This window comes from Sphingomonas aurantiaca, from assembly GCF_003050705.1.
Taxonomy (GTDB): domain Bacteria; phylum Pseudomonadota; class Alphaproteobacteria; order Sphingomonadales; family Sphingomonadaceae; genus Sphingomonas; species Sphingomonas aurantiaca.
In genome coordinates this window covers 91,098-111,180 of sequence record NZ_QAOG01000004.1, presented here as the reverse complement: position 1 = coordinate 111,180, position 20,083 = coordinate 91,098, and the positions used below count along the sequence as shown (strand labels likewise).

Sequence of the window (20,083 nt, the reverse complement as noted above, 5' to 3'; positions counted from 1 at the left end):
CCCGCTTGGGTCTCATACCTCGATACGAAGTCTCGACTACGCTCGACCTCTACTCGGCACGAACGGCATGGGAGCTAAGGTCGAACGAGTTAATGCTGCAGAAAGCTCAGGCAGCACGAACGAAAAAGGGAGGAAGCGCACCCGGCGCCCCCTCCCCATCAAAGTCAGGCCTTGAACGACGCCTTGTGCGCCGCACGCTCCTTGTACTTCACGCCCTTCTTGGCGGCAGCCTTCTCGGCTGCGGGGACGAAGTGGATCACCTCGACCTTGCCGCCGATCTTCTCGACCGCTTCGATCGCGCCCTTCGACGCGCCGTCGACGGTGAACGAGAGGACCGTGGTCAGCTCGCCCTTGGCGAGGAGGCGGACGCCGTCCTTGCCGCCGCGTGCCAGGCCGGCAGCCTTCAGCGCGTTGTGGTCGAGCGTGGCGTTCGCCTCGATCTTGCCGGCATCGACCGCGAGCTGGATCGCGCCGAGATTGACCTCTGCGAAGTCCTTGCGGAAGATGTTGTTGAAGCCGCGCTTAGGCAGCCGCATGTGGAGCGGCATCTGGCCGCCTTCGAAGCCGGCGATGGACACGCCCTCGCGGCTCTTCTGGCCCTTCTGGCCGCGGCCGCCGGTCTTGCCCTTGCCCGAGCCGATGCCGCGTCCGACGCGCATCTTGGACTTACGGGCACCTTCGTTATCGCGGAGTTCGTTGAGCTTCATGGTATGCACTCGCTTTCGCTTGTTACGCGCTGTGGAAATGGATTCTGGAATAAGAAAGGGGGCCGTTAGCCCCCTTTCCCGTATTTGTCACGTGGGTCGTGAAGGCTCAGCCTTCGACCGACACCATGTGCTGCACCTTGCGGATCATGCCGCGGACCTCTGGGCTGTCTTCCAGCTCGCGGGTCTTGTGCATCTTGTTGAGGCCGAGACCGACCAGCGTTGCGCGCTGGTCCTTCTCGCGGCGGATCGGCGAACCGGTCTGCGTGATCTTGATGGTAGCCATGATCGCTTACTCCGTGATCGCAGCTGCGTCTGCCTCGGGGGTCTTCGACCCACCGTGGCCGAGCAGGTCGGCGATCTTCTTGCCGCGACGCTGTGCGACGGCCTTGGGCGAGGTCTGCTCGCCAAGGGCTTCGAACGTTGCGCGGATCATGTTGTAGGGGTTCGACGTGCCGACCGACTTGGTCACGACGTCTGCAACGCCCAGCGACTCGAAGACGGCGCGCATCGGGCCACCGGCAATGATGCCCGTACCCTGAGGCGCCGACCGCAGCGTGACCTTGCCGGCACCAAAGTGGCCGTTGCCGTCATGATGCAGCGTGCGACCGTCCTTGAGCGGAACGCGAACCATCTTCTTCTTGGCAGCAGCCGTCGCCTTCGAGATGGCTTCCGGCACTTCGCGTGCCTTGCCATGACCGAAGCCTGCACGGCCCTTGCCGTCGCCGACGACGACGAGTGCTGCAAAGCCGAAGCGCTTGCCGCCCTTGACCGTCTTCGAGACGCGGTTGATGTGCACCAGCTTCTCGATCAGCTCTTCGCCGCCATCGTCCTGACCAGGACGACCGCCACGATTGTCACGACCACCGCGACCGCCGTCACGACCACCGCGGTTGCCGCCCGGGCCACCGCTGCGACCGCCACCGGGGCCACCACGACCGCCGCCGCCGCCGCCGCCGCCGGGACGACCACGGCCACCGCCGTTGTTGCCCTGGTATCCGGTGCTCTGCGGTACGTTCTGAGCCGTGACGTCCTGTGCAGTCGTCTCGGGTGCGATCACTGCCGGCGTGTTGTTTTCGTCAGCCATGTCTTAGAACTCCAATCCGGCTTCGCGCGCGGCGTCGGCAAGAGCCTTCACGCGACCGTGGTAGAGGAAGCCGCCGCGATCGAACACGACCTGAGTCACGCCCGCTGCCTTGGCAGCCTCGGCGACGCGCTTGCCGACCGAAGTCGCCGCGTCGATGTTGGCGCCGGACGTGCCGCGCACGTCCTTCTCCAGCGTCGAGGCCGAGGCGACCGTCGTGCCAGCGGCATCGTCGATCACCTGGGCATAGATGTGCTTGCCCGAGCGATGCACCGACAACCGCGGACGGGTGCCTGCACGTGCGCGGAGCGCGGTACGATTGCGGCGACGCCGCTTTGCGAAAAGAGAGAGACCCTTGGTCATTACTTCTTCTTCCCTTCCTTACGGAAGATGAACTCGCCGTCGTACTTGATACCCTTGCCCTTGTAAGGCTCGGGCTTGCGCCACTGACGGATTTCGGCGGCCAGCTGGCCGACCTTCTGCTTGTCGGAACCCGAGATCTCGACCGTGGTGTTGTCCGGGGTCTTCACCTCGATGCCTTCCGGCACGTCGATGTTCACGTCATGGCTGTAGCCGAGCTGCAGCTTGAGGTTACGACCCTGGGCAGCGGCACGGTAGCCGACGCCGGTGATCAGCAGCTTCTTGGTGAAGCCTTCCGACACGCCCGTAATCAGGTTCTGCACCATCGTACGCTGCATGCCCCAGAACGCGCGCGCGCGCTTGGTATCGTTGGCCGGCTGCACCGAGATGCCGCCGTCTTCGATCGTATAGCTGATCTCTTCGCGCAGCGGCATCGTGAGCGTGCCCTTGGGGCCCTTCACGGTCAGCTGCTTGTTCGCGATGGTCGGCGTGATGCCGGCCGGTACCGAAACCGGCTTCTTACCAATACGGCTCATCAGAACACCTCCGCGAGGACTTCGCCGCCGACGTTCTGCTCGCGTGCTTCGGAATCCGAAAGCACGCCGCGGGGCGTCGAGACGATGGTGATGCCGAGGCCGTTACGGACGCGCGGGAGTTCCTGCGAGCCGGAATAGACGCGACGGCCGGGCTTCGAGACGCGCGCGACATGCTTGATCGCAGGCTGGCCCTCGAAATACTTCAGCTCGATGCGAAGGCCGGCCGCGGGGCCCATCTGCTCTTCGCTATAGCCACGGATATAGCCTTCGCGCTGCAGAACGTCGAGCACGCGGACGCGCAGCTTCGACGCCGGAGTCAGGACGGAGTCCTTCTTCGCGCGCTGGCCATTACGGATGCGGGTGAGCAAATCACCCAGGGGATCGGTCACTGCCATGATTTAGTCCTTACCAGCTCGACTTCGTGACGCCGGGGATCAGGCCCTTGTTGGCCAGATCGCGCAGCTGAATACGGCAGAGCCGGAACTTGCGGTAATAAGCGCGCGGGCGACCGGTCAGCTCGCACCGGTTACGGATGCGGGTCGGGTTCGCGTTGCGCGGCAGTGCCGCCATCTTGAGGCGAGCGATCAGACGCTCACCATCGTCGAGCGTCTTGTCCGCTGCGATTGCCTTCAGTGCCGCGTACTTCGGGGCATACTGCTTGACCATGCGCTTGCGGCGCTCGTTCTTGTTGACTGAACTCAGTTTCGCCATCGACTTAAGTTCTTTCTTTCTTCTGCCCCCTCGCCCCTCCGGGGAGAGGGTCGGGGTGAGGGGCAGCCCAGCAGGACCGCGCCTTCAGTTTTCGGGCGGGGCGAGGGAGACTCACTCCCCCTCACCCCAGCCCTCTCCCCGAGGGGAGAGGGAGTTTCTTACGCTGCCTTCTTCTCGTCGGCAGCGTCGTCTTCGATCGGGAACGGAAAACCGAACAGACGCAGAAGCTCGCGAGCCTCGTCGTCGGTCTTTGCGGTCGTCGTCACGATCACATCCATGCCGCGGACCTTGTCGACCCGGTCATAGCTGATTTCTGGGAACACGATCTGCTCCTTGATACCGCAGGCATAGTTGCCACGGCCATCGAAGCTCTTCGGGTTGAGCCCGCGGAAATCGCGGACGCGGGGAAGAGCGATCGTGATGAAACGGTCGAGAAACTCGTACATGCGCTCGCGGCGAAGGGTAACCTTCACGCCAATCGGCATGCCTTCGCGCAGCTTGAACTGTGCGATCGACTTCTTGGCCTTCGTCACGACAGGCTTCTGGCCGGCAATAAGCTCCATTTCGGAAGCAGCCTGGTCGACCTTCTTCTTGTCCTGCGTGGCCTCGCCGACCCCCATGTTCAGAACGATCTTGTCGATCCGCGGGATCTCCATGACGTTCTTGTAGCCGAACTTGTCGACCATCGCCTTGATGATCGTCTCGTCGTACATCTTCCGCATGCGCGGCGTGTAGGCGACCTCGGTGCTAGCGGCGTCTGCGCCAGTGTTCTGATCAACCATTGATCTTCTCCCCGGTCTTGACGGCCACGCGGACCTTCTTGCCGTCCTGCTCCTCGAAGCGGACGCGGGTCGGCTTGCCGTCGGCGGTCACGTGCGCGACCTTCGAAACGTGCATCGGTGCTTCCTTGCGGATCAGGCCACCCTGCGGGTCACCCTGAGTCGGCTTGGTGTGGCGCACGGCGATGTTGACGCCCGCGACGACGACCTTGTCGGCCTTCGGCATCGACATGGTGACTTCGCCGGTCTTGCCCTTGTCCTTGCCGGACAGGACGATGACCTTGTCACCCTTCTTGATACGCTGCGACGCCATTACAGCACCTCCGGCGCGAGGCTGATGATCTTCATGTGCTTCTTGCCGCGCAGCTCGCGAACGACTGGGCCAAAGATACGGGTGCCGATCGGCTCCTCGTTCTTGTTGACCAGCACCGCGGCGTTGCCGTCGAAGCGGATGACCGTACCGTCTGCACGGCGGATATCCTTGGCGGTACGCACGATCACCGCGCGGTGAACGTCGCCCTTCTTCACACGGCCACGTGGCTGCGCTTCCTTGATGCTGACGACGATGATGTCGCCAACGCCTGCAACACGACGCTTGGAACCCCCAAGCACCTTGATGCACTGCACCCGCTTCGCGCCGCTGTTGTCAGCGACGTCGAGATTGGACTGCATCTGGATCATGGATCCGTATCCCTTCTCTGTCTCTGGGGTCGATACCGACCGAACCCCGCCTAAAAAATCACCCCGCCGCGGACGAATCCGCAGCGGGGAGGAGCGGCCGCTTAGCCGTTCCCGTTTACGAAAACAAGAGCGCAGGGAGTTGCCCCCCTGCCCTCATGTTTGATTCAGCCCTCGGCCGAAGCCCGTTCCGGCGTCGCGTGGGTGTTGACCCGCTCGATCACCTTCCAGGTCTTCAGCTTGGAGATTGGTGCGGTCTCTTCGATCCGCACGGTCTCGCCCTGCTTGAACTCGTTGCTCTCGTCATGAGCATGATACTTCTTCGAGCGACGGATGATCTTCCCGTAGAGCGGGTGCTTCACCTTACGCTCGACGTTCACGACCACCGTCTTGTCGCCCTTGTCGGACACGACCAGACCGGTCAGCACGCGCTTCGGCATGATGTGTTCCTTACTTCGCGGCTTCAGCGCTGGTGCGCTGAGCCTGCAGGGTCTTGATGCGAGCGATGTCGCGGCGGACCTCACGAACGCGGCTCGGCTTTTCGAGCTGGTTCGTGGCGGCCTGGAAGCGCAGGTTGAACTGCTCGCGCTTCAGTTCGCCGAGCGACTCCGACAGCTGGTCGTCGCTCTTGGTCTTCATGTCGTCGATACGAGCCATGATCTTACTCGCCTCCCAGATGCGAGGTGTCGCCCAGGCGGGCAACGACCTTTACCTTGATCGGCAGCTTCATGGCCGCCCGCTCGAACGCCTCGGCGGCGATCTTGCCGTCGACGCCGTCGAGCTCGAACAGGATCCGACCCGGCTTGACGCGAGCGGCCCAATATTCCGGCGCGCCCTTGCCCTTACCCATGCGGACTTCGGCTGGCTTTCCCGAGACCGGAAGGTCTGGGAAAATGCGGATCCACAAACGCCCCTGGCGCTTCATGTGACGCGTGATCGCGCGGCGTGCCGCCTCGATCTGGCGTGCGGTGATCCGGTCAGGCTCCATGGCCTTCAGGCCGTAGGAACCGAAATTGAGCGAGAAGCCACTCTTGGCGTCGCCCGAAATCTTGCCCTTGAAGGCCTTCCGGAACTTGGTCTTTTTTGGTTGCAGCATGTCTGTTCCTGCCCCTTAGCGACGATCGTCGCGCTGCGGCCGCACGCCGGAGGTCTGAGCCTCCATCATGATGCGGTCGTACGACGTCGGATCGTTGCCGAGAATCTCGCCCTTGAAGACCCAGACCTTCACGCCGCAAACGCCGTAAGACGTGTGCGCCGTAGCCTCGGCATAATCGATGTTCGCGCGCAGCGTGTGCAACGGAACCCGACCCTCACGATAGCTCTCCGACCGTGCGATCTCGGCGCCGCCAAGACGGCCGCCGCAGTTCACGCGGATGCCTTCGGCACCGAGACGCATCGCCGACTGAACCGCACGCTTCATGGCGCGACGGAAGGCGATACGACGCTCAAGCTGATCGGCGATGCCCTGCGCGACGAGACGCGCATCGACTTCCGGCTTGCGGATCTCGACGATGTTCAGCGACACGGTCGACGACGTCATCTTGCCGATCGTCGAACGCAGCTTCTCGATGTCCGCACCCTTCTTGCCGATGATCACGCCGGGGCGTGCAGCGAAGATGGAGATGCGGGCCAGCTTGGCCGGACGCTCGATGACCACCTTGGAGATCGCAGCCTGCGGCAGCGTCTTCATGATGAATGCGCGGATCTTGAGATCCTCGAGCAGGAGCCGACCATAGTCGGCGCCTTCGGCGTACCAGCGGCTATCCCAGGTACGGTTGATCTGCAGACGCAGACCGATGGGGTTGCTCTTCTGACCCATTATGCTTCTTCCTGCTCGCGCACGACGATGCGCAGACGGCTGAATGGCTTGAGGATGCGGGTCGACTTGCCGCGGCCGCGGGTAGCGAAGCGCTTCATCGTGATCGACTTGCCAACCGATGCCTCGGCGACGACCAGCGAGTCGACGTCGAGGTTGTGGTTGTTCTCCGCATTGGCGATGGCCGAGGCCAGCACCTTGCGGGCTTCGATCGCCATGCCCTTGGTCGAGAAGGCGAGGATGTTCATCGCATCGCCGACCTTCTTGCCACGGATGAGCGCAGCGACGAGGCCGAGCTTCTGTGCGGAACCGCGGATCTGCGTACCGACCGAAAGCGCCTCGTTGTCCGCGACCTTGCGCGGGCTGACTTGCTTAGACATCAGCGCTTGCCCTTCTTGTCGGCGGAGTGGCCGGGGAAGTAGCGCGTGGGCGCGAACTCGCCCAGCTTCATCCCGACCATGTCCTCGTTGACCGAGACCGGCACGAACTTGCGGCCGTTATACACGTTGAACGTGAGGCCCACGAACGACGGCAGGATCGTCGAGCGACGCGACCAGGTCTTGATCGGCGAACGCGCGTTGGTGTCCTGGGCGGTTTCTGCCTTCTTGAGCAGATGAAGGTCCACGAAGGGGCCCTTCCAGACTGAACGAGCCATGTTAGCCCTTCCTCTTCGTCGAATGACGCGACCGGATGATCATCTTGTCGGTCGATTTGTTGTGACGCGTACGCGCACCCTTCGTCGGCTTGCCCCACGGCGTAACCGGATGACGGCCACCCGAGGTACGGCCTTCACCACCGCCGTGCGGATGGTCGACCGGGTTCTTGGCGACGCCGCGCGTCAGCGGACGGATACCCATCCAGCGCGAACGACCGGCCTTGCCCAGGTTCTGGTTCTGGTTGTCGGGGTTCGAGACCGCGCCAACCGTCGCCATGCAATCGCTGCGGATGTAGCGCTGCTCGCCCGAGTTCAGGCGGACCATCACCATGCCCTTGTCGCGACCGACGACCTGCACATACGTGCCGGCCGAACGGGCGATCTGGCCACCCTTCATCGGCTTCATCTCCACATTGTGGACGATGGTGCCGACCGGCATCTGACCGAGTTCCATGGCATTGCCTGGCTTCACGTCGGTCTTCTTGGCCGCGATCACCTTGTCGCCGATCGCCAGACGCTGCGGCGCCAGGATATAGGCGAGTTCTTCGTCCGGGTACTTGACCAGGGCGATGAACGCGGTGCGGTTGGGATCATACTCGATCCGCTCGACGGTGCCTTCGACGTCCCACTTGCGACGCTTGAAGTCGATGTAGCGGTACTTCTGCTTGTGACCGCCGGCGATGCCGCGCGAGGTCACATGGCCCTTGTTGTTACGACCGCCGGTCTTGTGCTTACCTTCGGTCAGCGCCTTGACGGGGCGACCCTTCCAGAGCGACGACTTGTCGACCAGGATGAGACCGCGGCGTGCCGGCGATGTCGGATTATAATGCTTGAGTGCCATGGCCTCAGATCCCCGTCGTCACGTCGATGGACTGACCGTCCTTCAACGTCACGATTGCCTTTTTCATGTCCGAGCGCGAGTAGTTCGTGCCCTTCCACTTCTTGGTCTTGCCCTTCTGGACGAGCGTGTTCACGCCGACGACGTTCACGTCGAACAGCGCCTCAACGGCCGCCTTGATCTCGGGCTTCGTGGCGTCGTTGGACACCTTGAACACCACCGCGTTGTGCTCCGACAGAGTCGTCGTCTTCTCGGTGATGTGCGGGGCCAGGATAACGTCGTAATGACGATTATCGATGCCCGCCTTCTGCTTCTTAGCCATGGAAGCGCGCCTCCAGCTTTTCGACAGCGGCGCGCGTCAGCACCAGCGTGTCATGCTTCAGGATGTCGTAAACGTTGGCGCCGGCTGCCGGCATCACGTTCACTTCGTACAGGTTGCCCGCAGCGAATGCGAAGCTGGTGTCGACCATGTCGCCGTCGATGACGAGCGCACGCTTGCCGAAGCCGAGCTTGGCGAGATCGCCGAGCAGCGTCTTGGTCTTGCCACCCTCGACAGCCAAGCTGTCCATGATGACCAGCGAACCCGCCTTGGCGTGGCTGCTGAGCGCCATGCGCAGACCGAGCGAGCGAACCTTCTTGTTCAGCGACGGGTTGAAGTCACGGACGCGAGCGCCGTGAGCCTTACCACCACCGATGAACACAGGGGCGCGACGATCGCCGTGACGCGCCGTACCGCCGCCCTTCTGGCGACCGAACTTCTTGCCGGTGCGGGCGACGTCTGCGCGCTCACGGGTGCCGCGAGCCGTCTCGCGACGCTTCTCGAGCTGCCAGGTGACGACACGGTGCAGGATGTCGGCGCGCGGATCGAGGCCGAAGACCTCGTCGTTGAGCTCGATGTCCGCAGCGTCGGTACCGGCGAAAGATGAAACCTTGATCTTCACGCTCAGCCCTCCTGGCCGTCGGCTGCAGGTGCGTCGGTCGTTTCGGCCGGCGTGTCTGCTGCAGTGTTGCTGTTGGTGGTCTTGAGACCGGCGGGGAACGGTGCGTCGGCGTGGCGCGCGACCTTCACCGAGTCCTTGACGAAGAGCCAGCCGCCCTTGGAGCCAGGAACCGAACCCTTGACGAACAGGAGACCACGCTCGACGTCCGTCGATACGATCTCGAGGTTCTGCTGGGTGCGATACTTGTCGCCCATGTGGCCGGCCATCTTCTTGTTCTTGAAGACCTTGCCCGGATCCTGGCGCTGACCGGTCGAACCGAGCGAACGGTGCGAGACCGACACGCCGTGGGTTGCCCGCAGACCGCCGAAGCCCCAACGCTTCATGCCGCCCTGAAAACCCTTACCCTGGGTCTTGCCCTGGATATCGACGATCTGGCCTGCGACGTAATGGTCGGCCGAGATCTCGGCGCCAACGTCGAGCAGGCCGTCTGCGTTCACACGGAACTCATGGACGACAGCCTTGGGCTCCACTTCGGCCTTGCCGAAATGGCCGCGCTGCGGCTTTGCAACATTCTTCGACTTGGCAACGCCTGCACCAAGCTGGACGGCGGTGTAGCCGTCACGATCCATTTCGCGAACGGAAACGACCTGATTGCCTTCGAGTGCCAGAACGGTGACCGGCACGTGCCGACCATCTTCCTGGAACAGGCGGGTCATCCCCATCTTCTTCGCGATCACGCCAGTACGCATGATCTTGTCCCTTCCTAGACAGAGGCCCCGTCGGACTATTCCTCGGGGGCTTGCGGACCATGTCCGGAGCAAGCTCCATGATGCATCCACCTGACCCCATTCCCGGCAAATGCCCTGAATGGAGTCGGATCAACCCGGTAAATACGAAACGCGCCCCGTCCCGGGCTGGTGTTCCTGCAAAAGCAGGAACGTGACGGGGGACGCTGCCCCGTCGGTTTGCACCGACGGCGGTATCCCAATGTCGAGCGGCGCGGGACCGTTACCGGTCGACCGCGCCGCGCTCGCCCTTAGGCGAGCTTGATCTCGACGTCAACGCCAGCGGCGAGGTCCAGCTTCATCAGCGCATCGACCGTCTGCGGCGTCGGCTGGACGATATCCAGCATACGCTTGTACGTGCGCACCTCGAACTGCTCGCGCGACTTCTTGTCGATGTGCGGGCCGCGGTTCACGGTGAATTTTTCGATGCGCGTCGGAAGGGGAATCGGACCGCGGATGAGCGCGCCGGTGCGGCGTGCGGTGTCGGCGATGTCGCCAGTGGCCTGATCGAGCACACGGTGATCGAACGCCTTCAGACGAATGCGGATATTGCTGTCCATAGTCCCTACCGATGCGAAAGAGCGGGCCCGTTTCCGGGCTCTTGCTGGTTGATGTTTAAACCGAAGGCGGGCCATTACGGGAGAGTCGGGTGAAATGCAACTGGGGGTTGCGGGTTTTCCGGCTCATCTCGTCCCGCAGCATGCTACCCATCAATCCTCCCCCGCAAGGGGGAGGTGGCACGCGAAGCGTGACGGAGGGGGAGGCAGGCGATGCGACTCGATGGATCCCAACCCGGCTGCGGCAACGCTAAGCGCCTGCGAAAGTAAATGACCCCACCGGAGATAGCGCTTTGGCTCGTACTGCGAAGCAACGAGGCAGGCCTGCGTTTCCGAAGACAACATGCAGCAGGAGGGCACGTTCTCGACTTCTACTGTGCCCCTGCCCGACTCGCGATCGAAGTCGACGGCGAATGCCACAACCACGGCGACCGCCCCGAACGAGATGCAGCCCGAGACGCTTGGCTAGTCGCCCAAAACATCCACATCCTCCGCTACCCAGCCCGGGAAATGCTAGCAAATCTGGACGACGTCCTCCGCCAGATCACGTCCGTCGCAGTCGACCGGCGCACCTCCTTCGAGAGCTAATCGCCCCCTCCCCCTCTGACGCCTTCGGCGCCACCTCCCCCCAAGCGGGGGAGGATCGCAGCCCGGGGTCGGTCGCGGGGTCGGGCCTAAGCTACCGACCTTCTAGAACGGCCTCTTCGAATTCACTGTCCATCATTCGAGCGATGCTCAAACGGAAATCCTCAATGTCCGGATAGTTTGTCTGAAACGAGCCGCTAACCCGACTACTCCGACTGTGTAGATCGGCGATCACGAAGCTAGCAAGAAGATCGCCATGCTTGTTCGCCGCGGCGATCGCGATTCGCAGGATGAGGTCGTCACCTTCCTGCATCTCGTAGCCCCACTGTGCCGCGATCGGCGCATTTGTCGCTATGGGAAACGTCGCAAGGGCTTCGCTAAATTCCCGCACATCCTGCCACTGTACCCAAAAGCCTCCGCGCCCGGAAAAGCTATCCGTTCGCGCAGATATCGAGAGGTAACCGAAATCGTCACGCGTAAGTTTTGGATCGAAGAAACTCCGATCATACGCATACTTTAGAGTGAGGCGGTTCATTGCGGACATATCGCACCGGACCACATTGCCCCCCAATTCACCAAACACGAAAAAGCCCGGCCTCTCTCACGAGAAGCCGGGCTCTTTTCGATCAACTCCCGAAGGAGAAGATGCTTACTTGTCGATCTGGCTCACGACGCCTGCACCGACGGTACGGCCGCCTTCGCGGATCGTGAAGCGCTGGCCCACGTCCATGGCGATCGGGGCGATAAGCTTGATGCCGAGCGACACGTTGTCGCCTGGCATGACCATCTCGGTGCCCTCGGGCAGCTCGACGGTGCCGGTCACGTCCGTCGTACGGAAGTAGAACTGCGGGCGGTAGTTGGCGAAGAACGGCGTGTGACGGCCACCCTCTTCCTTCGACAGCACGTACACTTCCGAGTTGAAGTCGGTGTGCGGCTTGATCGTGCCCGGCTTGCAGAGCACCTGGCCACGCTCGACTTCGTCGCGTGCAACGCCGCGGATCAGCGCGCCGACGTTATCGCCAGCCTGGCCCTGGTCGAGCAGCTTGCGGAACATCTCGACGCCCGTGACCGTGGTCTTGCGAACGGTCGGGTGGATACCGACGATCTCGACTTCCTCGCCAACCTTGACGATGCCGGTCTCGACGCGGCCGGTGACAACCGTACCACGACCCGAGATCGAGAACACGTCCTCGATCGGCATCATGAACGGCTTGTCGAGCGGACGCTCGGGCTGCGGGATGTAGTCGTCGACAGCCTGCATCAGCTCGGTGACGGCGTCGGCGCCGAGCTTCTGGTTCGAACCCGACAGCGCGCAGGTTGCCGAACCCTTGATGACGGGGATGTCGTCGCCCGGGAAGTCGTACGAGCTGAGCAGCTCGCGGATTTCCATCTCGACCAGCTCGAGGATTTCCTCGTCGTCGACCAGATCGACCTTGTTCATGAACACGACCATGGCAGGCACGCCGACCTGGCGTGCGAGCAGGATGTGCTCACGGGTCTGTGGCATCGGGCCATCGGTCGCCGAAACGACGAGGATCGCGCCGTCCATCTGGGCTGCGCCGGTGATCATGTTCTTCACATAATCGGCGTGGCCCGGGCAATCGACGTGCGCGTAGTGACGGTTGGCCGTCTCGTACTCGACGTGTGCGGTCGAGATCGTGATGCCGCGCTCGCGCTCCTCGGGAGCCTTGTCGATGTTGGCGAAGTCGACAGCGGTACCGCCGGTCGTCTCTGCCAGAACCTTCGTGATCGCAGCGGTGAGCGACGTCTTGCCATGATCGACGTGACCGATGGTGCCGATGTTGAGATGCGGCTTGTTCCGCTCAAATTTTGCCTTGGCCATTGTTTCCTACCTTCTGATTCGTATTCCGGTGCCACACCGGGAACCGCGCGAACGCGGCCCCATAGCGGCTGTTAAAGCCTGACGCTAGCCCTACCCCCTTAAAGGGTTAGGCCAGTTTCGCCTTCACCTCGTCGGCGACGTTCTGCGGCACTTCGTCGTAATGCGAGAACTGCATCGAGTATTGTGCACGACCCTGCGTGAACGAGCGGAGCGAGTTCACGTAACCGAACATGTTGGCCAGCGGCACCATCGCCTCGACCGTCTGCGCGTTGCCGCGGCTATCGGTGCCCTGGATCTGGCCACGACGGCTGTTCATGTCGCCGATGACGTCACCCAGATAATCCTCCGGGGTAACAACCTCAACCTTCATGACCGGCTCGAGCAGCGTGATGCCCGACTTCTGTGCCACTTCGCGCATCGCGCCACGTGCACAGATTTCGAACGCCAGTGCCGACGAGTCGACGTCGTGATACGCGCCGTCATACAGCACGATCTCGAAATCGATGATCGGGAAGCCAACCAGCGAACCCGAAGCGGCGGTTTCGCGGAAGCCCTTCTCGATCGCGGGCAGATATTCCTTCGGAATGTTGCCGCCCTTGATCTCGTCCTTGAACGTGATGCCCGAACCGCGCTCGCCTGGCGTGACCTTGACCTTCACGCGACCGAACTGGCCGGTGCCGCCCGACTGCTTCTTGTGCGTGTAGTCGACGTCGACCGGCTTCTTCAGATATTCGCGATACGCGACCTGAGGAGCGCCGACATTGGCCTCGACCTTGAACTCACGCTTCATGCGGTCGACCAGGATCTCGAGATGGAGCTCGCCCATGCCCTTGATGATGGTCTGGCCCGACTCGGGGTCCGACGACACGCGGAACGAGGGATCCTCGCGTGCGAGACGATTGAGCGCGACGCCCATCTTCTCCTGGTCGGCCTTGGTCTTCGGCTCCACCGACAGCTCGATCACGGGCTCGGGGAATTCCATCCGCTCGAGGATGATCGGTGCGTTCATCGCGCAGAGCGTGTCGCCCGTCGTGGTGTCCTTGAGGCCCGCGAGCGCGACGATGTCGCCAGCAAAGGCTTCCTGGATGTCCTCGCGGCTGTTCGCATGCATAAGCAGCATGCGGCCGACCTTTTCCTTCTTGTCCTTGACCGAATTGGTGACCTGCGATGCGGTCTCCAGCTTGCCCGAATAGATGCGGGCAAAGGTCAGCGTGCCGACGAACGGATCGTTCATGATCTTGAACGCCAGCGCCGAGAACGGAACCTCGTCCGACGAAGGACGCTCGTCCGGCGTCACGCCGTCGAGCTTCAGGCCCTGAATCGCGGGAACGTCGAGAGGCGAAGGCAGATAGTCGACCACGGCGTCGAGCAGGGGCTGGACGCCCTTGTTCTTGAACGCCGAACCGCAGACCACCGGCACGAACGCCATGCTGAGCGTACCCTTGCGGATCAGCTTCTTGAGGTCGGCGACGCTCGGCTCGTTACCCTCGAGATAGGCTTCCATCAGAGCATCGTCCTGCTCGACGGCCATCTCGATCAGCTCGCTGCGATACTTCGCAGCCTTCTCGACCATGTCCTCGGGGATCTCGGCATATTCGAACTTAGCGCCCAGGCTCTCTTCGAGCCAGATGATCGCGCGGTTCTCGACGAGGTCGACGAGGCCCTTGAAGCCGCCTTCCATGCCGATCGGCAGGTACAGGACCGCCGGACGCGCACCGAGACGATCGATGATCGAGTTGACGCAGAAGTAGAAATCGGCGCCGGTGCGATCGAGCTTGTTGACGAAGCACATGCGCGGCACGCCGTACTTGTCGGCCTGACGCCACACGGTCTCGGACTGCGGCTCGACGCCGGCAACGCCGTCAAAGCACGCGACCGCGCCGTCGAGGACGCGCAGCGAACGCTCGACTTCGATCGTGAAATCGACGTGGCCCGGGGTGTCGATGATGTTGATAAGGTGCTCTTCGCCCTTACCTTCTTCGGCGCGCCACTTGCAGGTGGTTGCAGCCGACGTGATCGTGATCCCGCGCTCCTGCTCCTGCTCCATCCAATCCATCGTCGCGGTGCCTTCGTGCACTTCGCCGATCTTGTAGGACTTGCCGGTGTAATAGAGGATGCGCTCGGTCGTCGTCGTCTTGCCGGCGTCGATGTGCGCCATGATGCCGATGTTGCGGTAACGGTCGAGCGGATGGCTGCGGGCCATGATCGTGCTTCCTTAAGGATATGGGGAGCCGAACGTGCCGGCTCCCCAATATATAGGTGTTTGCGTTACGGGCGAAAGACCGCCCGCGACCGCGGTTACCAATGCTAGGCTTCGAAGCCCGCTTTTACCAGCGGTAGTGCGAGAATGCACGGTTGGCTTCAGCCATCCGGTGCGTGTCTTCGCGCTTCTTGACCGCGTTACCGCGGTTGTTGGCAGCATCCATCAGCTCGCCCGACAGCCGCGCGGCCATCGTGTTCTCGCTGCGCGAACGTGCCGCACCGATCAGCCAGCGGATCGCCAGCGCCTGTGCACGCTCGGGACGCACTTCGACGGGAACCTGGTAGGTTGCACCACCGACGCGACGCGAACGGACTTCGATGCCCGGCTTCACGTTGTTCAGCGCATCGTGGAAAACGCCGATCGGGTCGCGCTTGGCGCGCTGCTCGACGGTTTCGAATGCACCGTACACGATCAGCTCTGCGACGGACTTCTTGCCGTCCAGCATGACGCTGTTCATGAACTTCGACAGAACCTCATCCCCGAACTTGGGATCAGGCAGGATGACCCGCTTTTCGGGACGACGACGACGTGCCATTTTATATTCCTTCTAAACTTCAGCCTTGATGATCGAATCATACCAGTGCCGACTTGCGTCGGCTGGCATCGACCGGCTTACTTCGGACGCTTGGCGCCGTACTTGGAACGCGACTGACGCCGGTCCTTCACACCCTGTGTATCGAGCACGCCGCGCAGGACGTGATAGCGAACACCGGGAAGATCGCGGACACGACCGCCACGGATCAGGACAACCGAATGCTCCTGAAGATTGTGGCCCTCGCCCGGGATGTAGCTGATGACTTCGCGCTGGTTGGTCAGGCGAACCTTGGCCACCTTGCGCAGAGCCGAGTTCGGCTTCTTCGGGGTCGTCGTGTAGACGCGCGTGCAAACGCCACGCTTCTGCGGATTTGCTTCCATCGCAGGGACCTTCGACTTGGCCTTCTGCGGATCGCGGCCCTTGCGGACCAGCTGGTTGATCGTCGGCATTGAAGCCTTCACCTTTCAAGTGGTTACTTTGCTGGAGCCATTGAGGCGCCTGAGAATACAAAAAGGACCCTAGGAAGCGAAACCGCTCCTCAGGCCCTGGAATGCATCCAGCAATGTTCAAGCATGCCCGGCGGGAAAGACTCCCGAAGAACAGGGCGCGCCTATATGCCAGGATAGGGCGTCGGTCAACCGGCGGCGACAGCCTCCAACGACCTTTCCACGTCGACGAACCACCGCCCCGCCCGGGCGGACGGCGCCACGGCGAACGGCCATCAGGACTCGCTCTCCCGTATCGATCGAAAGACCGATGCTCATCGCACGCGACCAGGAAATTGCGACCAATATTCACCATGCGGACGAACGATGGCGAAAGAGCGCTTGCCCTCCCCGAAACCGCTGGGTAAAGGGCGCGACCGCCTAGGAGTGTAGCTCAGTTGGTTAGAGCGTCGGTCTCCAAAACCGAAGGCCCTCGGTTCGAATCCGAGCACTCCTGCCACAACGCCCCGTAACGGGCGCATGATCGCCCGACCGGGATTTTCGGGGACCGAGTCGCGATCGCGGTACGACATCAGCGATAAGAAGTCTGGCGACTCGTCGTCGACGTCCGGCCTCGTCTGAGGCTTGCCCTGCCTCACCGGCTTTTACGCCAGTGCCCGGCGTTCAGCGCATAATCCTACGCCGAAACCGGGCACCACCGTGATTCCGGCGACGTCGGTGGGGGCGACCTGAAGCCCCTCTCCCTACCGCTCAGACCGACTTGCCGCCGAAATCGGCATCGTCCGGGTCGGGGCCGCCCAGGCTCAGGTCCAGCGCGAAGCCCTTGCGCTGTGAGAGCCGGCCGGCGATGGTGTTGGACCTGGCGCCGCTGGCGGCTTTCGGGCGGTGCGCGACCTTCCTTGCTATGCTCTCCACAGGCTTGGCCGCCGGCGCCGGGGCACGCCGACGCGCCGTTGCTGGCGGAATGTCGGGCAGCGGTGCGGAGGCCTCGTCGCCGACACGGAAATAGGCGATGCTGGCTTGCAGCTCCTCGGCCTGCGTTGCGAGTTCCTCCGAGGTCGACGAGATCTGCTCGGACGCGTTGGCATTCTGCTGCGTGACCTGGTCGAGTTGCTGGATCGCCTCGGTGATCTGCGACGCGCCGATATCCTGCTCGCGGCACGCCGAGCTGATCTCGAGCACGAGTTCGGCGGTCCGGCGGATGTCGGGCACCAGTCGCGACAGCATCTGGCCCGCATCGGCCGCCGCCTTGACGGTTTCCGACGAGACCAGGCTGATCTCCGCCGCCGCGCTCTGGCTGCGTTCGGCGAGCTTGCGCACCTCGGAGGCGACGACCGCAAAGCCGCGACCATGCTCGCCCGCGCGCGCCGCCTCGACCGCGGCGTTCAGCGCGAGCAGGTCGGTCTGGCGGGAAATCTCCTGGACGATGCCGATCTTGTCGGCGATCGTGCGCATCGCGCCGACCGCCTTGTCGACCGCCACCCCGCTGACCTCGGCATCGCGCGCCGACTGGCGGGCCATCTTCTCGGTCTGTGCGGCATTTTCCGCGTTCTGGCGGATATTGGCCGCCATCTCCTGGATCGAGGCAGAGGCCTGTTCGGTCGCCGCCGCCTGTTCGGTCGCGCCTTGCGACAATTGTTCCGAACTTGCCGACAATTCCTGGCTGCCCGACGAGACGCTGGTCGCGGCGGCGTTGGCGTTGCCCACCACGTCGCGCAGGCGATCGACCATGCGAACGAGCGCCTGGCCGAGCATGTCCCGGTCGGAGAGCGGCGTGTGGCTGACGGTTAGGTCGCCATCGGCGATCCTGTCCGCCAGGCTGGCGCCGGTGCGCAGATTGTCGACCAGCGCGTTCACCGAGTCCTTCATCCGCCGGTGATCGCCGTCGCACGGGATCTCGACGCGCTCCCTGAGGTCGCCTGCACTGACCAGGTCGAGCACGCGATTACCCTCGACGATCGGCAGCAGGATCGCATCGAGCATGCCGTTGATCCCCGAAACGAGCGCCGCAAAGTCGCCGACGAACCGCGTGGCGTCGCCGCGCTCGTTCAGATGTCCCGCGGTCGAGGCCATGATCAGCCGCTGGATCTCCTGCGTGATGGCGCGCAGATTGTGCCGCAGAGTCTCGACGGTGTCGTTGATGAACGCCTTCTTGCCCGGGAACTGTTCGAGCGGCGCGTCGAAATCGCCTTCGCCGAACGCCTTGATGCACGCCATCGCCTTCTTCTTCACCGCGATGTGGCTGGCAACCATGTCGTTCACGCCCTGCGCCATCACCCCGAAGTCGCCCTTGAACTTCTGCGCGGCGACGAAGACGTCGATGTCGCCCTTGTCGTGCTCGGCCGACATGTGGTGCATCTCGGCGATCAGGCCCTTCAGGTTGCCGCGCAGCGTCTCGACGGTGTCGTTGATGAACGCCTTCTTGCCGGGGAATGGCTCCAGCGCGGCCTCGAAATTGCCTTCGCCGAATTCCTTGATGCAGGCCATCGCCTTCTTCTTCACCGCGATATGGCTGGCGACCATCTCGTTCACGCCGCGCGCCACCACGCCGAAGTCACCCTTGAAAGTGTCGGCGGCGACGATGACGTCGATATCGCCCTTCTCATGCTCGGCCGACATGTGGTTCAGCTCGGCGATCAGGCCCTTGAGATTGCCGCGCAGTGCCTCGATCGTCTCGTTGATGAACGCCTTCTTGCCGGGAAACTGCTCGAGCGGTGCCTCGAAACGCCCCTCGCTGATCTCCTTGACGCAGGCCATCGCCTTTTTCTTCACCGCGATATGGGCGGCGACCATGGCGTTGACGCGCCGCGCCATGAACGCGCAGTCGCCATGGAAGCGTTCGACGGGCAGGACGACGTCGATGTCCCCCATATCATGCGCCGCGGCCATCGTGCCGATGCCGACGTTCAGCGCGGCGACCGGGGTCACGCCCTGCGCCATCACGCCGAAATCGCCCTTGAACTTCTGCGCGGCGACAAAGACGTCGATGTCGCCCTTGTCATGCTCGGCCGACATGTGCCGCATCTCGGCGATCAGCCCCTTCAGGTTGCCGCGCAGCGTCTCGATGGTGTCGTTGATGAACGCCTTCTTGCCGGGGAATGGCTCCAGCGCGGCCTCGAAATCGCCTTCGCTGAACGCCTTCACACAGGCCATCGCTTTCTTCTTCACCGCGATATGCCCGGCGACCATCGCGTTCACGCGCTTCGCGGTGACGGCGAAGCTGCCCTGGAACGAGTCCGCGGGCAGCACGGCGTCGATATCGCCCCGGTCGTGATCCGCACTCATGCCCGCGATCGCGTCGTCTAGCGCCGTGACGGGCTCGAGCGTACGATCGAGCAGCCGGTTGATCGCGTCGAGGACGTGCCGGGTCTGCCCCCTGGCGTCGGAGAGACTGGCGCGCTCCGCCAGATTGCCGCCCGCCATCGCGACTTCGAGCCGCGCCAGTTCGGTCATCACGACGCGCGAGGATACACCGCCGAAGAGTTCAGGAACCATCGATTAAAGTCCTTTGACCGGCTGCCGGGATTGCAGCGCGACGCCGCCCCCAGCGCGCCATGCTGCTCTGCCCGCGCCGGGCACGCGCGGTAATGACGACCGTCTTGCCGGGCCCGCATAGCGCTCCGCGGCGACCGTCGCGGGTCCTGGCGGTGTTTCCATCTGGGATATGACCTGGGCCACCTGTACCTCACGCTCTCATGCCGGCTCGCCCCTGCCGGGAACGCGGGTCACGACCGGCCACCGACAAGGATCTTACGGTATCTTAGGACGAACGCCGTGGACCGGGCGCGCGACGGGCAAGATATTTCGACCGTTATCGACGGGGGCGAGGCCGAGCCCATGTGTGGGGCCGGCGGCCAAAGGCAGCGTGTCTTTCGCGTATCGATCCCGCCAGGCACGTAGCCGTGGTGCGATGCGCGTCTTACGGTTGCAGGAAACGCAATCCATAATGCAATTTACGCAATTGCGC

The 20,083-nt window shown here is 63.1% G+C and carries 28 protein-coding genes and 1 tRNA gene; 2 read left to right on the top strand and 27 right to left on the bottom strand.

The window, feature by feature from the left end:
- Positions 1 to 164: 164 nt before the first annotated feature.
- The 21 genes from rplO to rpsJ form a co-directional block, all read right to left on the bottom strand.
- Positions 165 to 707, bottom strand: a complete 543-nt coding sequence (gene rplO / locus C8J26_RS12205) for a 50S ribosomal protein L15 (RefSeq protein ID WP_031393746.1) — start codon at positions 705 to 707, stop codon at positions 165 to 167.
- Between the two features lie 106 nt (positions 708 to 813).
- On the bottom strand, positions 814 to 990 hold the full coding sequence (gene rpmD / locus C8J26_RS12200) for a 50S ribosomal protein L30 (protein ID WP_031393747.1): 177 nt from the start codon (positions 988 to 990) through the stop codon (positions 814 to 816).
- 6 nt (positions 991 to 996) lie between these two features.
- Positions 997 to 1,791: a 30S ribosomal protein S5 gene (gene rpsE, locus C8J26_RS12195; protein WP_107958340.1), complete on the bottom strand. Its 795-nt coding sequence runs from the start codon at positions 1,789 to 1,791 to the stop codon at positions 997 to 999.
- Positions 1,792 to 1,794: 3 nt separating this feature from the next.
- A complete protein-coding gene (rplR, locus tag C8J26_RS12190; protein ID WP_031393749.1) occupies positions 1,795 to 2,151 on the bottom strand; it encodes a 50S ribosomal protein L18 in 357 nt (118 codons plus the stop codon).
- Positions 2,151 to 2,684, bottom strand: coding sequence for a 50S ribosomal protein L6 (rplF, locus tag C8J26_RS12185; RefSeq protein WP_107958338.1), 534 nt, complete (start codon positions 2,682 to 2,684; stop codon positions 2,151 to 2,153). The genes rplR and rplF overlap by 1 nt, the downstream gene beginning before the upstream one ends.
- A complete protein-coding gene (gene rpsH / locus C8J26_RS12180; protein ID WP_031393751.1) occupies positions 2,684 to 3,079 on the bottom strand; it encodes a 30S ribosomal protein S8 in 396 nt (131 codons plus the stop codon). Before rpsH ends, rplF begins: the two co-directional genes overlap by 1 nt.
- 10 nt (positions 3,080 to 3,089) lie before the next feature.
- The gene (rpsN, locus tag C8J26_RS12175) at positions 3,090 to 3,395 is read right to left on the bottom strand and encodes a 30S ribosomal protein S14 (RefSeq protein WP_056015537.1); all 306 of its coding nucleotides are present in this window, start codon (positions 3,393 to 3,395) and stop codon (positions 3,090 to 3,092) included.
- A 158-nt stretch (positions 3,396 to 3,553) separates the two neighbouring features.
- Complete coding sequence (rplE, locus tag C8J26_RS12170; protein WP_208631385.1) at positions 3,554 to 4,177, bottom strand: 50S ribosomal protein L5; 624 nt, start codon at positions 4,175 to 4,177, stop codon at positions 3,554 to 3,556.
- Positions 4,170 to 4,487 (bottom strand): 50S ribosomal protein L24, encoded by a 318-nt coding sequence (rplX, locus tag C8J26_RS12165; RefSeq protein WP_055872640.1) that lies wholly within the window; start codon positions 4,485 to 4,487, stop codon positions 4,170 to 4,172. Before rplX ends, rplE begins: the two co-directional genes overlap by 8 nt.
- Entirely contained in the window at positions 4,487 to 4,855 is a 369-nt protein-coding gene (gene rplN / locus C8J26_RS12160) for a 50S ribosomal protein L14 (RefSeq protein ID WP_031393755.1), read from the bottom strand. The genes rplX and rplN overlap by 1 nt, the downstream gene beginning before the upstream one ends.
- Before the next feature lie 164 nt (positions 4,856 to 5,019).
- Complete coding sequence (gene rpsQ / locus C8J26_RS12155) at positions 5,020 to 5,292, bottom strand: 30S ribosomal protein S17 (protein WP_031393756.1); 273 nt, start codon at positions 5,290 to 5,292, stop codon at positions 5,020 to 5,022.
- A gap of 10 nt (positions 5,293 to 5,302) precedes the next feature.
- A complete protein-coding gene (gene rpmC / locus C8J26_RS12150) occupies positions 5,303 to 5,509 on the bottom strand; it encodes a 50S ribosomal protein L29 (RefSeq protein ID WP_055872644.1) in 207 nt (68 codons plus the stop codon).
- A gap of 4 nt (positions 5,510 to 5,513) precedes the next feature.
- The gene (gene rplP / locus C8J26_RS12145; protein WP_031393758.1) at positions 5,514 to 5,948 is read right to left on the bottom strand and encodes a 50S ribosomal protein L16; all 435 of its coding nucleotides are present in this window, start codon (positions 5,946 to 5,948) and stop codon (positions 5,514 to 5,516) included.
- A 15-nt stretch (positions 5,949 to 5,963) separates the two neighbouring features.
- Positions 5,964 to 6,671 (bottom strand): 30S ribosomal protein S3, encoded by a 708-nt coding sequence (gene rpsC, locus C8J26_RS12140; protein ID WP_055872646.1) that lies wholly within the window; start codon positions 6,669 to 6,671, stop codon positions 5,964 to 5,966.
- Positions 6,671 to 7,048, bottom strand: coding sequence for a 50S ribosomal protein L22 (gene rplV, locus C8J26_RS12135; RefSeq protein ID WP_037529220.1), 378 nt, complete (start codon positions 7,046 to 7,048; stop codon positions 6,671 to 6,673). The genes rpsC and rplV overlap by 1 nt, the downstream gene beginning before the upstream one ends.
- Positions 7,048 to 7,323, bottom strand: coding sequence for a 30S ribosomal protein S19 (gene rpsS / locus C8J26_RS12130; protein ID WP_031393761.1), 276 nt, complete (start codon positions 7,321 to 7,323; stop codon positions 7,048 to 7,050). The genes rplV and rpsS overlap by 1 nt, the downstream gene beginning before the upstream one ends.
- Before the next feature lies 1 nt (position 7,324).
- Complete coding sequence (gene rplB, locus C8J26_RS12125) at positions 7,325 to 8,164, bottom strand: 50S ribosomal protein L2 (RefSeq protein WP_056411252.1); 840 nt, start codon at positions 8,162 to 8,164, stop codon at positions 7,325 to 7,327.
- A gap of 4 nt (positions 8,165 to 8,168) precedes the next feature.
- Positions 8,169 to 8,483, bottom strand: a complete 315-nt coding sequence (locus C8J26_RS12120; RefSeq protein WP_031393763.1) for a 50S ribosomal protein L23 — start codon at positions 8,481 to 8,483, stop codon at positions 8,169 to 8,171.
- Positions 8,476 to 9,102 (bottom strand): 50S ribosomal protein L4, encoded by a 627-nt coding sequence (rplD, locus tag C8J26_RS12115; protein WP_056411256.1) that lies wholly within the window; start codon positions 9,100 to 9,102, stop codon positions 8,476 to 8,478. The genes C8J26_RS12120 and rplD overlap by 8 nt, the downstream gene beginning before the upstream one ends.
- A 2-nt stretch (positions 9,103 to 9,104) precedes the next feature.
- A complete protein-coding gene (gene rplC, locus C8J26_RS12110; RefSeq protein ID WP_055872654.1) occupies positions 9,105 to 9,851 on the bottom strand; it encodes a 50S ribosomal protein L3 in 747 nt (248 codons plus the stop codon).
- Between the two features lie 287 nt (positions 9,852 to 10,138).
- On the bottom strand, positions 10,139 to 10,447 hold the full coding sequence (gene rpsJ / locus C8J26_RS12105; RefSeq protein WP_007406109.1) for a 30S ribosomal protein S10: 309 nt from the start codon (positions 10,445 to 10,447) through the stop codon (positions 10,139 to 10,141).
- Positions 10,448 to 10,714: 267 nt separating this feature from the next.
- On the opposite strand from rpsJ, the gene C8J26_RS12100 reads away from it, so the two are divergent.
- The gene (locus tag C8J26_RS12100) at positions 10,715 to 11,032 is read left to right on the top strand and encodes an endonuclease domain-containing protein (protein WP_244185279.1); all 318 of its coding nucleotides are present in this window, start codon (positions 10,715 to 10,717) and stop codon (positions 11,030 to 11,032) included.
- Positions 11,033 to 11,123: 91 nt separating this feature from the next.
- On the opposite strand, the gene C8J26_RS12095 is transcribed toward C8J26_RS12100, so the two are convergent.
- The 5 genes from C8J26_RS12095 to rpsL all read right to left on the bottom strand — a co-directional run bounded on the left by C8J26_RS12095 (position 11,124) and on the right by rpsL (position 16,119).
- The gene (locus tag C8J26_RS12095; RefSeq protein ID WP_146168824.1) at positions 11,124 to 11,564 is read right to left on the bottom strand and encodes a hypothetical protein; all 441 of its coding nucleotides are present in this window, start codon (positions 11,562 to 11,564) and stop codon (positions 11,124 to 11,126) included.
- Positions 11,565 to 11,678: 114 nt separating this feature from the next.
- Positions 11,679 to 12,872: an elongation factor Tu gene (gene tuf, locus C8J26_RS12090; protein ID WP_031393767.1), complete on the bottom strand. Its 1,194-nt coding sequence runs from the start codon at positions 12,870 to 12,872 to the stop codon at positions 11,679 to 11,681.
- Positions 12,873 to 12,978: 106 nt separating this feature from the next.
- Positions 12,979 to 15,075 carry an elongation factor G gene (gene fusA / locus C8J26_RS12085; RefSeq protein ID WP_056411262.1) on the bottom strand — a complete coding sequence of 699 codons (2,097 nt, stop codon included), beginning with the start codon at positions 15,073 to 15,075 and terminating at the stop codon, positions 12,979 to 12,981.
- Positions 15,076 to 15,199: 124 nt separating this feature from the next.
- Positions 15,200 to 15,670: a 30S ribosomal protein S7 gene (rpsG, locus tag C8J26_RS12080; RefSeq protein ID WP_055872660.1), complete on the bottom strand. Its 471-nt coding sequence runs from the start codon at positions 15,668 to 15,670 to the stop codon at positions 15,200 to 15,202.
- A gap of 77 nt (positions 15,671 to 15,747) precedes the next feature.
- Positions 15,748 to 16,119, bottom strand: coding sequence for a 30S ribosomal protein S12 (gene rpsL / locus C8J26_RS12075; protein WP_010164594.1), 372 nt, complete (start codon positions 16,117 to 16,119; stop codon positions 15,748 to 15,750).
- 419 nt (positions 16,120 to 16,538) lie between these two features.
- Here rpsL and C8J26_RS12070 point away from each other — a divergent pair.
- Positions 16,539 to 16,615: transfer RNA gene (locus C8J26_RS12070), tRNA-Trp, on the top strand.
- Between the two features lie 251 nt (positions 16,616 to 16,866).
- On the opposite strand, the gene C8J26_RS12065 is transcribed toward C8J26_RS12070, so the two are convergent.
- Positions 16,867 to 19,611, bottom strand: coding sequence for a methyl-accepting chemotaxis protein (locus C8J26_RS12065; protein ID WP_208631384.1), 2,745 nt, complete (start codon positions 19,609 to 19,611; stop codon positions 16,867 to 16,869).
- Between the last annotated feature and the right edge of the window lie 472 nt (positions 19,612 to 20,083).